The organism is Caballeronia sp. ATUFL_F1_KS39 (assembly GCF_023630985.1).
Classification (GTDB): domain Bacteria; phylum Pseudomonadota; class Gammaproteobacteria; order Burkholderiales; family Burkholderiaceae; genus Caballeronia; species Caballeronia zhejiangensis.
Window position 1 is genome coordinate 141,324 of sequence record NZ_JALQDZ010000056.1, and the last position, 11,681, is coordinate 153,004.

11 protein-coding genes are annotated in these 11,681 nt (G+C 63.2%); all 11 read right to left on the reverse strand.

Translation table 11 applies throughout. The features are described 5' to 3' along the window. Positions 1–3: 3 nt before the first annotated feature. The 11 genes from NCR93_RS28280 to NCR93_RS28330 all read right to left on the reverse strand — a co-directional run bounded on the left by NCR93_RS28280 (position 4) and on the right by NCR93_RS28330 (position 11,266). Complete coding sequence (locus tag NCR93_RS28280; RefSeq protein ID WP_175980193.1) at positions 4–612, reverse strand: chemotaxis protein CheB; 609 nt, start codon at positions 610–612, stop codon at positions 4–6. A 90-nt stretch (positions 613–702) separates the two neighbouring features. Further along, the gene (gene gcvA, locus NCR93_RS28285; protein ID WP_175980192.1) at positions 703–1,617 is read right to left on the reverse strand and encodes a transcriptional regulator GcvA; all 915 of its coding nucleotides are present in this window, start codon (positions 1,615–1,617) and stop codon (positions 703–705) included. A gap of 78 nt (positions 1,618–1,695) precedes the next feature. After that, positions 1,696–2,442, reverse strand: a complete 747-nt coding sequence (locus tag NCR93_RS28290) for an SDR family oxidoreductase (protein WP_175980191.1) — start codon at positions 2,440–2,442, stop codon at positions 1,696–1,698. A 289-nt stretch (positions 2,443–2,731) separates the two neighbouring features. Next, the gene (locus NCR93_RS28295; RefSeq protein ID WP_175980190.1) at positions 2,732–3,901 is read right to left on the reverse strand and encodes a dihydrodipicolinate synthase family protein; all 1,170 of its coding nucleotides are present in this window, start codon (positions 3,899–3,901) and stop codon (positions 2,732–2,734) included. A 6-nt stretch (positions 3,902–3,907) separates the two neighbouring features. Next, complete coding sequence (locus NCR93_RS28300; protein WP_175980189.1) at positions 3,908–4,687, reverse strand: 3-ketoacyl-ACP reductase; 780 nt, start codon at positions 4,685–4,687, stop codon at positions 3,908–3,910. Next, entirely contained in the window at positions 4,684–5,829 is a 1,146-nt protein-coding gene (locus NCR93_RS28305) for an acyl-CoA dehydrogenase family protein (RefSeq protein WP_175980188.1), read from the reverse strand. The genes NCR93_RS28300 and NCR93_RS28305 overlap by 4 nt, the downstream gene beginning before the upstream one ends. Positions 5,830–6,240: 411 nt before the next feature. Beyond that, complete coding sequence (locus NCR93_RS28310) at positions 6,241–7,035, reverse strand: TetR/AcrR family transcriptional regulator (protein WP_372492609.1); 795 nt, start codon at positions 7,033–7,035, stop codon at positions 6,241–6,243. Between the two features lie 210 nt (positions 7,036–7,245). After that, on the reverse strand, positions 7,246–8,910 hold the full coding sequence (locus tag NCR93_RS28315; protein WP_175980187.1) for an alpha-amylase family protein: 1,665 nt from the start codon (positions 8,908–8,910) through the stop codon (positions 7,246–7,248). Between the two features lie 68 nt (positions 8,911–8,978). Next, on the reverse strand, positions 8,979–9,467 hold the full coding sequence (locus NCR93_RS28320) for a hypothetical protein (RefSeq protein WP_175980186.1): 489 nt from the start codon (positions 9,465–9,467) through the stop codon (positions 8,979–8,981). 84 nt (positions 9,468–9,551) lie between these two features. Beyond that, the gene (locus NCR93_RS28325; RefSeq protein ID WP_008346482.1) at positions 9,552–10,010 is read right to left on the reverse strand and encodes a PRC-barrel domain-containing protein; all 459 of its coding nucleotides are present in this window, start codon (positions 10,008–10,010) and stop codon (positions 9,552–9,554) included. A 161-nt stretch (positions 10,011–10,171) separates the two neighbouring features. Further along, positions 10,172–11,266 carry a transglutaminase-like domain-containing protein gene (locus tag NCR93_RS28330; RefSeq protein ID WP_175980185.1) on the reverse strand — a complete coding sequence of 365 codons (1,095 nt, stop codon included), beginning with the start codon at positions 11,264–11,266 and terminating at the stop codon, positions 10,172–10,174. Positions 11,267–11,681: the final 415 nt, after the last annotated feature.

Genomic DNA, 11,681 nt, shown 5'->3' on the forward strand with positions numbered 1-11,681 from the left:
CCGTCAGGCGCTTCCCGCGCGGTCGGCCCGCGAGCGTGCTCGCTGACGCGCCAGCGGTCCGAGCAGATGGCTGATTTCGGCGACCGACAGAACCTGATCGGGGCTATCGAAATTCAGGGCGTTCATCGGCATTTGCGGCGCTTCGGCCTGCGCGGGATGTTGCACGATGCTCATTCCGCCCGCCGCCTTGATCGCTTGCAAGCCCCGCGTTCCGTCGCCGCCGCCGCCCGTCAGCACGACGCCCACGACGCGTCCGTGAAAGCACGCCGCCGCCGATTCGAAGAGCGGATCGGCCGCCGGGCGCACGTGATGGACCTTGGGACCGTCGTCGAGCGCGAGATGGCCGTCAGCCGATACCACGAGATGACGGCCCGGCGGCGCGAGATAAATGCGTCCGGGCTCGATGCTTTGTCCGTGACGCCCGTATTCCACGGTGAGCGACGTATGCCGCTGGATGCACTCGCCCAAAAGACGCGGCCCTGTCATTCCCGAATGGAGCACGATCAGAAGCGAGCCTTCATAGTCGGGATCGAGCGTACTCACGAGCCGGCATAGCGCCTTGAACCCGCCCTGCGAAGCTGCAACGACTGCAATGTCGCGTCGCACCGTCATGCTTGTCCTTGATTGTCTCTGAAGTTTTCTCCGTGGACCTAGCAAAGAAGATGCCGCGCGCCCGGATGACCGGCGACGGGCGCGCCTGTTTCAACGAACGCCGGCTTCTTCCAGCAGCCATTCCTTGAACGCGATCACGGGCGCATGGGCCGCGCTTTCCGGCCGATGCACGAGGTAGTACGCCAACTCGCAACTCTGGACGATATCGAACGGCTTGACGAGGCGGCCTTCGGCCAGATCGCGTTCGACGAGCGTCGTGCGTCCGAGCGCCACGCCGTAACCGGAAATCGCGGTTTGCAGGCCCATCGCGGAATCGTTGAGCTGCAGTCCGCGGTCGGTATCGATGCGGTCGCGGCAGCCGGCATGCAGCAGCCACGAACGCCACGTCGGGAAGAGACCGGCGCCGGTCATCGACGTATCGTGGATGAGCGGATGATGTTGCAAATCGGACGGCGCTCCGAGCGCGTGCTCGCCTTCCATCAGCGCCGGGCTGCATACCGGAAAAAATTCGTCGCGCAGCAGGAACGTAGAGACGAGGCCCGCCCATGCTCCCGCGCCGTAGCGTATGCCGACGTCGATCCGTTCGGCCGTGAAGTCCGTGAGGCGGCCGCTCGTGTCGATCCGCAGGTCGTAGTAAGGATGTCTTCGCTGAAAGCGTTCGACGCGCCAGAGCAGCCAGCGATCCGCGAAAGCCGGCGGCACGGTCAGCGTAAAGACGATGCGCGACTTGCTGGCCTTCAGCCGTTCGACGGCACTCGACAGCAGATCGAAGCCGCCTTGCAGATCCGGCAGCGCAGCGCGGGCAGCGTCGGTCAATGTGAGACGCGACGGTCCCGATGCCGATCGATGGAACAACTCGATATCCAGATAGCTTTCGAGTCCGCGAATCAGTTGGCCGACCGCGGCCGGCGTGACGTTCAACTCGTCCGCCGCCGCAGCGTAGCTCAGATGCCGCGCGACCGCCTCGAAGGCTCGCAGTGCGTTCAGATTGCTGGGCGCTCGCATGTTTCTTCATTCAGCCGTGGGATCTCGTGAATGTACAGAATCGTGGTGACGCGTGCATCCGCCATCGAAGGCGATGCGTCAGAGCTGCGTCAGTCCGCCATCCACGACGACTTCGGCGCCGGTCACGAACGATGCATCTTCGCTCGCGAGAAAAAGGGCGGCACGCGCGACTTCCTGTGCTTCGCCGAAACGCTTGAGCGGCACGGCGGCTTCGATGGCCGCGCCCGCATCGGCGAGTTCCTTGTCCGACAAGCCCAGTTTCGTGTGAAACGGCGTGGCGATCGGGCCGGGGCTCACCGCATTGATGCGAATGCCACGCGGCGCGAGTTCGGCGCCGGCGGTGCGAACGAGCGAACGCAGCGCGGCTTTCGTCGCGGAAAGAATGGACAGTCCCGGCGTGCCGGTTTCATTCAGGAACGAAGTCGTGACGACGATTGCGCCGCCCTTCGGCAGACGTGGCGCCGCCTTCTGGATCGTGAAAAACACGCCGTTGAAGTTGAGCGAGAATTGCGCTTCGATCTGTTCGGGCGTCACGGCTTCGAGCGGCGCGGCCTGGCCGGCTCCGGCGTTGGCGAACACGATGTCGATACGGCCGTGGCTCTCCACGATATCGACGATCGCGCGATCGATCTGCGCCGGATCGCGCGAATCGACTTTGAGCGCGATCGCCGAATCGCCGAGAATCCGCGCTGCTTCGTCGAGCCGGCTCTGCGTCGTGCCGGTGACGATGACCGTCGCCCCTTCCTTCTGAAACAGCTTGGCCGCTTCCAGTCCGATTCCCGACGTGCCGCCCGTGATGAGCGCGACTTTGTTCTTCAGTTTCATGGCTTGCTCCTTCGATCGATGTTTGAGGTCGGGGGCTTTCGCTTGATTGCGCTGCCCGGTGACTCAACTATCGGCGAGAGGCCCGACACCGGCAAACGAGAAGATCTGCCAACGCGGAGAAGAAAAACTTTTCGGGTGTTGGAGAGGCGCAAGCGATCCTGATGCGCGCGGATCGCGTGGGCGCAGCGGGCCGATGGGCCAGCCGAGTTCGATTCTCAGGCCGCGGCGTCCGAGCGCGCTCACGTATGCCAGCGCCCGTGAATGCGTCAACGAAAGCAGATTCGCGCGCTCATGCCTCGATGCCGAGCGGCGCGAGCACCTTGCGCATGCGCTCGATCGCGAGCGCCGGATCGCGCAGCAGACGCGCCTGATCCGCGAGCCGGAACACATCCGCGAGATAGGCGGGCGGGCGCATGCCGTGATGTCCGCCCGGCATGAAGAAGTGATCCTGAAAGCCGTTCAGATACGCGAGAAAGACCACGCCCGTCTTGTAGTACTGCGTCGGTGCGCGAAAAATGTGGCGCGACAGCGGGACGGTCGGCGACAGCAACGCATGAAAGGCGTCGAGATCGTCGTTTGCGAGTGCGGCGAGCGCCTGCGACGCCGCTGGCGCGATCGCATCGAAAATGCCGAGCAGCGCGTGCGAAAAGCCGTGCTCGTCGCCGGCGATGAGACTCGGATAGTTGAAGTCATCGCCCGTGTACATCTTCACCGATGACGGCAGGCTTCGGCGAAACGCGATTTCCTTCGCGTCGTCGAGCAGCGAGATCTTGATGCCGTCCACCTTCCCGACGTTCTCGCCGATCACGTCGAGGCACACGCGCGCCGCGCCTCGATGATCGTCCGCGCCCCAGTAGCCTTCGAGCTCGGGATCGAACATCTCGCCGAGCCAGTGAAGGATCACCGGCTGATCGCACATCGCGAGCACTTCGCGATAGACGCGCCGGTAATCGTCCGGCGTTCGCGCGACTTTTACGAGCGCGCGGCTCGCCATCAGAATGACGCGGCCGCCCACGCGTTGCACGGCTTCGAGTTGCTGCCCGTAGGCGCGGATGACTGCATCGCACGTCGAGATATCGCGCGGCGCGACATGATCCGTGCCGCAACCGGACGCGATGCGCGCGCCGGGAATGTCGCGCGTGCCCTCGATCGTGCGCGTGATCAGTTCGAGCGCGCTTTGCCACGGCAAGCCCATGCCGCGTTGCGCGGTATCCATCGCTTCGGCGATACCCAAGCCTTGCTGCAACAGACAGCGCCGATAGTCGAGCGTGCGCGCCCAGTCGATGGCGGGCGTGCCGTTCAGTTCGCCCGCGCGCAACGGATCCGCGACGACGTGCGCCGCCGAATACGCGATGCGGTTGAAGGGCGCGGCGGGCGTGCGTACGTCGAGCGGCACGCCTTGCAGACGATATGTCTCGAGTGTGCCGGATGCGGCCGGGAGCGTGATGGTCGAGTTCATGTCGGATCAGTATTTGGTGATGAGCAGGCCGCCGTCGACACGGATGGCCTGGCCAACGCTGTAGGGCAATCCGCCGGTGGCGAGCGTGCGCACGGCGACGGCCACTTCCTGCGGCGTGCCCCAGCGATTGATGGCGGTGAGACCTTGCTCCATTTGCTGGTCGTAGCGTTCCTTCGACGGCGCGGTCATCTCGGTCGCGATGAGTCCCGGCTGCACTTCATACACGCCGATGCCGTGCGGCGCGAGCCGCAGCGCGAACAACGTGTTCGCCATCGAAAGCCCGGCCTTCGATACGCAGTATTCGCCGCGCAACGGCGACGCCGCGACTGCATTCGACGACGTGATCGTGATGACGCTCGGATGCGCCGCGACGCTCGCGCGCGTTCGAGCCAGCATGTGCTTCGCGAACGTCTGCATGAGAAAGAACGTGCCGCGCGTATTGACCGTCATGCAGCGGTCGAAACTTTCCGGCGTGACGTCGAGCAGATCGCCGCGCGACATGACCGAGACGCCCGCGTTGTTCACGAGGCAGTCGATCGTGCTTTCGAGCCGCGCTTCGATATCGAGCAGCATCGGGCGATGGCTGTCGATATCGGCGAGATCGTTGATGACGGCGATGGCGCGCGCGCCGCTTGCCTCGACATCGCGCACGGCCTGATCGAGTTCATCGGATGCGGCGATATCGGTGAGGGCGATATCGAAGCCCGCGCATCCGAGTTCGATGGCGATCGCGCGTCCGATGCCGCGCCGGCTGCCCGTGACGAGCGCAATGGGCCGCGCGCTCACAGCGATGCTCCGTTCGCGACGAGATCGCGCGCGATGATCGTGCGCTGAATCTGATTGGTGCCTTCGTAGATCTGCGTGATCTTCGCGTCGCGATACAGCCGCTCCACTTCATAGCCGCGAATGTAGCCGCTGCCGCCGAATATCTGCACGGCGTTCGCGCTGTGCTTGACGGCGGTGTCGCCCGCGAAGCATTTCGCCATCGAACAGGCGATGCTGGCGCGGTCGCCCGTATCGAGACGCTCGGCCGCGTCGTGCACGAGCAGGCGCGCGGCCTGAATGTCTTTCGCCATGTCGGCGAGCATCCACTGCACGCCCTGAAATTCGGCGATATGGCTGCCGAACTGCTTGCGCGTCTGCGCATAGTCGAGCGCGGCTTCGAGCCCCGCCTGCGCGATGCCGACCGCCAGCGCCGCGATGCCGACACGGCCCTTGTCGAGCACGCTCATCATGATTTGAAAGCCGCGTCCTTCTTCGCCGAGCAATGCATCGTGACGCAGCTTCACGCGATCGAAATGCAGCTCGCCCACTTGCGACGCGCGCTGGCCCATCTTGTGTTCCTTCGGTCCCTTCGACACGCCTTCGAGATCGCAATCGACGATGAAGATGCTCATGCCGCGCTTGCCCGCGGCGGGATTCGTGCGCGCGAGCACGAACGCGACATCCGCGACGGGCGCGTTGTGAATCCACAGCTTCGCGCCGTTCAGCTCCCAGCCGTCGGCGGTGCGCGTGGCCGTGGTGCGAATGCCGGAGACGTCGGTGCCCGCATCGGATTCGGTGATGCAGTACGCGGGCCGCAGCGCCGCGCGCAACAACGGCTCCATGTACTGCGCGCGCTGCGCCTCGGTGCCGTGCACGCTCAGCAACGTGCCGACGAGTTCGAGCAGGCCGCATTGATCCGCCACCGACGAATAGCCGCGCGACAGTTCTTCCATGACGAGCGCGTACGCGGCGGCATCGAGACCCGCGCCGCCGAATGCTTCCGGCACCGTGATGCCGAAAAGCCCGAGCTCGCCCATCTGCCGATAAACCTCCGCCGGAAAGCGCTCTTCGCGGTCGAGTTCTTCCGCCAGCGGACGGATGACTTCCTGCGCGAAGCGGCGCGTCGTGTCGCGAATCTGTTGATGTGTTTCCGAGAGTTTCATGCCGTCTCCGATCGATATGAAAAGGCCCGCAATTTGCATTCGGCCGACCCGTTCAGATAAACCCGAGCGCCTCGCAGAAGACCTTGAATTACGTGGTTTCGTGTGCCGGCATTCGCAGCAAGTAACCATCTGGTGGGTTATTTAAGACCAACGAAACGCCGCTGTCAACGTGTTTCGCGGCCGATGAAAACGGAGGATGACTTGAGCAAGTGGATGCAGGCCGCCGACGCGGTGCTCGCGCAACTTGAGGCGCGTTTCCTTGGCGACCGGGCATTCGCGCGCTCTGACGATCGTTCGTGCGCTCGGCATCGGCGATGGCAAGGGCAGCGGGCTAGGCCGCCTGGCTCACGAGGGAAGGGTCAGGCGTGTGAGCGGCTTCTCGCGGCCGCATAAGCGGCGCGAACGCATTCGCTATTTGCGGATGGTCCGCAGCACCGTGTCGATGTTGAAGGCGAGGCGCGCATCGAGCGCTTCCTTGTCCATGAAGTCGAAGTCGAAGATCAGCCCGCTCGTAAAACGGTTGGTCAGATAGTAGTAGCTGATGCCGGCCATCGTGATGTGCAGTTGCCGCGGATCGATGCCGCTGCGAAATGCGCCCGATGCGACGCCGCGATCGAGGATGCGCTGCAGCATCGACGTGAAGTTCTGATGGAGTTCCATGAAGCGCGCGGACTTCTTCACGTGACGAGCCTTGTGAAGATTTTCGTTGCTGACGAGGTTCAGGAATTCCGGATGACGAAGGTAGTGGTTCCAGGTATGCGTGACGAGGGCGGCGATCGCATCCTCGGGTGACAGATGATCGAGATCGAGTTTTTGCTCGGCGGAACGGATGTCGGCGTAGACATCCTCCAGCACCTCGAGGAACAGGTTCTCCTTACTGCCGAAGTAGTGATAGATCATCCGCTTGTTGGACTTCGCGCGGGCCGCAATGGCTTCGACGCGAGCGCCATCGAGACCGAGTTTCGCGAACTCCTTCTTCGCCGCTTCGAGAATGCGGGCGCGTGTGACTTCGGGATCGCGCTGTCTGGGTTGGCGAGTGGCGGTAGCCTTCGTGGCTTTGGCGGATTTCGCGGCCGCTTTTTCTGGCGTGGTCGCAATGGTCATGGGGTTCTCATGCACAGAAGTCCGGGAGCCGGCCAATGCCGGCGGTCTGGCGACGACTATAAACCAAAACGTTCGTCTTAAGAGAGTAACCGGGTAGTGCATGGAATGAGGCAGACAGGGTGACGACGAGTGAATCGAAAGCAGCCCTGAAGCTTGCGCGCGAGGCGATACGCACCGCGATGTCTATCGACGGCAGGCATCACGCGAACGCGGAGTGCGAATTCATCGCGCGCAAGCGTTCAGGCCATGGCGTGCCGGTGGCGGCGACGGCGCGCCCGCGGCCGCACGTCGATGCGGCCATGCTCTCCAACGTCAAACTTCGCTGCGCTTCAGAAGATAATCGAGACCGCCTGCGCGGAACCATCGATAGCCATACGGCTCCAGCACGACCGTATGCTGTCCCTTCGCATCGCCCTGACTATGATCGTCGGATAACAGATTGACCAGCACGTCGTTCTCTCCAGCGCCGAGGCCGACCCGAAACTTCACGGTGCACGCCGCGGCGCTGAAGTTATGCAGGCAGACCACCGAGTTGTTTCGCCAGTCGTAACGCAGCGCAAGCACGTCGTCGCGCGATGCCTTCAGAATCGCGAAGTCGCCCCAGCTTATCTCGGGCACTTCCTTGCGCATCCGGATCATTCTCTCCATCCAGTTCAGCAGCGAGTCCGGATCGCGGCGCTGGCTCGCGACGTTCACACGTTCGTAGCCGTAGGGTCCGCCAGAAATCACCGGGCAAACGGGACGCGCGTGCTTCGTGAAACCGGCATGCGGCTCCGTCGACCATTGCATCGGCGTTCGCACGCTTTCGCGCTCGGGCAGGCGCAGGTCGTCGCCCATGCCGATCTCATCGCCGTAGCGCACGACGGGCGTGCCCGGCAGCGTCAGCATCAGGCTGTACGCAAGCTCGAGCCGATGACGATCTCCGTCGAGCATCGGTGCAAGACGACGGCGAATGCCGCGCTTGTACAGTTGCATGTCCGGCTCCGGGGCGAACGCCGCGAACACGGCTTCGCGCTGCGCGGGCGATAGACGGCCAAGATCGAGTTCATCGTGGTTTCGCAGGAATACGCCCCACTGCGCGGTTGCGGCGCGCGATTTCGTCGCGTCGAGCGCGTTCTTCAGAGGCGTGGCGTCGGCGCACGCGAGCGCATGAAACGCGTTCTGATTGACCTGGAAGTTGAACATCATCTGCAATCGCTCGCCCGCGTCGCCGAAGTATTTCATGTCGGTGTCGGGCAGCACGTTCGCCTCCGCGAGAATGATCGCGTCGCCCTGACGCCATTGCAGGAACTCGCGAAACATACGCAGCATGTCGTACTGTTCAACGGGCCGCCTCACCTGTGCGCCCTTGGCGGCGATGACGAACGGGACCGCATCCATGCGAAAGCCCGAAACGCCGAGCTGAATCCAGAAGCCCATGATCTTCAGCAACTCCGCCTGCACGAACGGATTGGATGTATCGAGGTCGGGCTGAAACTCGTAGAAGCGGTGGAAGTACCACATGGCCGCTTCCTTGTCGTAAGTCCACGTCGTCTTTTGCACGCCGGGGAAGACCACGCCGTCCTTCGCGTTGGCCGGCCGCTTCTTCGACCAGACGTACCAGTCGCGATATTTCGAATCGGGATCGCGCCGCGCCTCACGGAACCACGGATGCTGATCCGACGTGTGATTCACGACGAGATCGATCATCACGCGCAACCCGCGTTGACGGCACGCGTGCGTGAACTCCGCGAAGTCGCCGAGCGAGCCGTATCGCGGATCGACGTTGTAGTAATCGCTGATGTCATAGCCGTTGTCGCGGCCAGGCGACGGCTGGAACGGCATCAGCCAGATGGTGGTGATGCCGAGCCCCTGAAGATAGTCGAGCCGCCGCAGCAAGCCCTGAAAGTCGCCGACGCCATCGCCGTTCGCGTCCATGAACGTGCCGACGGACAGGCAATAGATGATCGCGTTCTTGTACCAGAGGTCGTTGACCATACCGATCGCGTGAAGTCGATGAAGGGCGAACCGGGACGGTGCGCCCCTGCATTGCTTATTGCATATGCTTATTGCTTCTTCGCGGCATCGACCTTCGCTTCGGCCGCTTTCTTGTTCGCGTCGTTCTGGGCTTCGACCTTGTTTTCATCGGCCTTGGCCTGCGCTACGTTCGCATCGTGGGCGGCGTCCTGCTTCTTCCTGTCGGCCTTCGCCTGGGCATCGTGCATCTTCTTGTTGGCCTTGCTCTGCGCGTTGGCCGCGTCGTTTCGCGCGCCCGATGCCTCCGCAGCCGTGGTCGCCTTCGCGCCCTTGGCGGCCTTCTTGTCGGCATCGGCCTGAGCGGAAGCCTTGTCTTCGTCCGCCGATGCCTGCGCCTTGGCCGCATCGCTCCGAGCTTCGGCCTTCTTCTTGTTCGCCGTCGCCTGCTCCTCCATCTTTTCGCTGTTTGCCTTCATTTGAGCCTTTTGCGCGTCCGAGGCATCTGCGCCGACTGCCGCGTGCTGAAACGCCGTCGTGGCGAGGAGTGTGGACGCGATAACAGCGATGAGCTTTTTCATGATCGATATCTCCTGTACATCTGTTTTTGAATGACTGCTCCCGACGCGGCGGGCTAACGGCATCGCCGATCAATGAAATTCGCTTCAGAGTTCCGGGGGCACGTTGCGATACGTTGCGTCGTCCCGCTCGAAGCGTTGCCAATAGGGCGGCCGGCTGTAGTACCGGTGAATCGAGTCGGCCCACGAGCGATCTGCCATCGATGGCCACGCATCCTTGTCGAAGCCGGGCGCGCTCTTCACTTGTTCCGTGGTCGCTGAAATCCGAAAGCACTTGTTGTTGGTATCCAGCGTCAAGGCGCTCCATGGAATCGCGAGCAGCTTGTCGCCGATCCCAAGGAAGCCGCCGCTCGAAAGGACCGCATACGCGATGCGTCCGGATGTGACGTCGAGCATGATCTCCTTGATCTTGCCGACATCGTCTCCATCGGAACTCAGTACGTTGTTTCCATCCAGCGTGCTCGCGGCCATGACGTCGGGGCCCGGACCATCCGCGGTCTCGGCGCCTTTCCCGACAATGTTCATCTGGCTTGTATCGACTGACATGATTTGTCTCCCAATGAGCCGACGTTCGACATCGGCATGTCGTTATCGACGCAAAGAACGTTCCGCATATTGGGAGACTGCTTTCGTACGACCGTCGGATGTTTTGCGACTGGATGCTTCTCAGTTCGCCGCGGGACGGACCGTTGCAGTCAGTGCTCCAGTCAGCGTGCCGTCACGCGAATGAGCCTTGCTGCCGGACCTTGATTGATGGGCGCGTCTGCGCGATCAGCGGCGACGCGCCACTTCGGGAACGTGCCGGAGCTGTCGACTTGCCACGCATCACCCGCTTCATCGACGTAGATCGCGCTCGCGCGTCCCTTGGCAGCCGATGTCCTGCGCGCACGCGGCGCATCGCGTTCGAATGACCGGCTGCCCAGCTCGTTGAAGACCGTCGCAAGCGGGCGGTCTGCCTGACCCGACTCGCTGAGCGGAGCGGCGAGCGGTCCTGCGGGCGCGCGCAGCACTGCTTCGGCAGGCTTGCGACCAGCGAGGATCGCGGAGAGCAGCGCCGACGGACCAGTCCAGGCCGATGCTTCGGAAACCTTATCGTCTGCACGCTTCGCGGATGCCGCACCCGGTGAATCGAGCGTGAGCGGCTCGCTCGCGTTGTCGATCTGCACGACGAGGATGACGTGCCAGTCGTCCGGCGTGTTCCTGTAGCGCGGCGCGAGCGACACGAGACGCATGCGCGCGATGTCGAAGCCCGCGTCGCGCAGCAGCAGATATTTGGCGACGGCGAAATCCTTGCACACGCCGCTTTCGATGAAGAAACGCGCCGGCGCGTAGTAGCTGCCATCGGTTCCGTCGCGGTAGCGGATCTCGTTGACGAGCGCGTCGGCGAGCAGCGCGGCGGAGCGATCGCCGGTCTTTGCGCGCGCGGCCTTGACCTGCGCAACGAGCCGAGTCCATCCGGCGGGTTCGCGCATCTGATGGATGCGCACCGCTTCGCGCAGGCGCTGCACGCGGCCGATCGCATCCGATGATGGCTCGAGCTTGCTGTCGGCAAGGGGCAAGAGAAAGATCAGGTCGCCGACCTGCGCGAGTTCCGGGCGCATCTTGCGGTTGGCTTCCCACCATGTGCCGGTGCGCAGGCGCTCGATGCCGGCTTTGAGCGCGTGAGGCGTGGCCGTATCGTCAGGAACCGCGACATGCGCGCCGGATGCGGCTACGTTCGCTGCGCCCGCGACGACGGGCAAAAGCAGCGCGGCTGCCAGCGAGCACTGGAGAAAGCAGACAAGCAGTCGGGCGAGTGGCATGGGCGGACTCCTGACAACCGTACCGCGCGCCAATGCGCCCGGTGACTGGAAGCCGCTCATGCTGTTCAGTATCGATGGCAACGCGGGCTTTGAACCGACATTGCATGCGACGTGCCAATTTTCAGTGGCACGCCAGATCGTTGATTAGACGAGACATTGCGATCGTGAACGGGAATGCCGCAAGTCCGCGGTGATGGCCGCCGACCAACTGCCGCGCGATATCTGTTGCCGTCGCGCGGACATTCCGGCGCGCGCGCATAGACGTGGCGGCCAATCTGGCCCCGTCATCCATTCACGATAATTAATCCAAACTGAAATTTTTAATAACTTTCCCTTATATTTTTTCTCGCGCACGATGCTCACACTGTCCACTCTCGATACCACTTGGAGGAAAGCGCGGACGTAGCAGGAAACG

Bases quoted from the DNA above. Each gene is read 5' to 3' on its own strand.
- NCR93_RS28280 (WP_175980193.1), bottom strand. From the start codon at position 612: ATGACGGTGCGACGCGACATTGCAGTCGTTGCAGCTTCGCAGGGCGGG.
- gcvA (WP_175980192.1), bottom strand. From the start codon at position 1,617: ATGCGAGCGCCCAGCAATCTGAACGCACTGCGAGCCTTCGAGGCGGTC.
- NCR93_RS28290 (WP_175980191.1), bottom strand. From the start codon at position 2,442: ATGAAACTGAAGAACAAAGTCGCGCTCATCACGGGCGGCACGTCGGGA.
- NCR93_RS28295 (WP_175980190.1), bottom strand. From the start codon at position 3,901: ATGAACTCGACCATCACGCTCCCGGCCGCATCCGGCACACTCGAGACA.
- NCR93_RS28305 (WP_175980188.1), bottom strand. From the start codon at position 5,829: ATGAAACTCTCGGAAACACATCAACAGATTCGCGACACGACGCGCCGC.
- NCR93_RS28310 (WP_372492609.1), bottom strand. From the start codon at position 7,035: ATGCACTACCCGGTTACTCTCTTAAGACGAACGTTTTGGTTTATAGTC.
- NCR93_RS28315 (WP_175980187.1), bottom strand. From the start codon at position 8,910: ATGGTCAACGACCTCTGGTACAAGAACGCGATCATCTATTGCCTGTCC.
- NCR93_RS28320 (WP_175980186.1), bottom strand. From the start codon at position 9,467: ATGAAAAAGCTCATCGCTGTTATCGCGTCCACACTCCTCGCCACGACG.
- NCR93_RS28325 (WP_008346482.1), bottom strand. From the start codon at position 10,010: ATGTCAGTCGATACAAGCCAGATGAACATTGTCGGGAAAGGCGCCGAG.
- NCR93_RS28330 (WP_175980185.1), bottom strand. From the start codon at position 11,266: ATGCCACTCGCCCGACTGCTTGTCTGCTTTCTCCAGTGCTCGCTGGCA.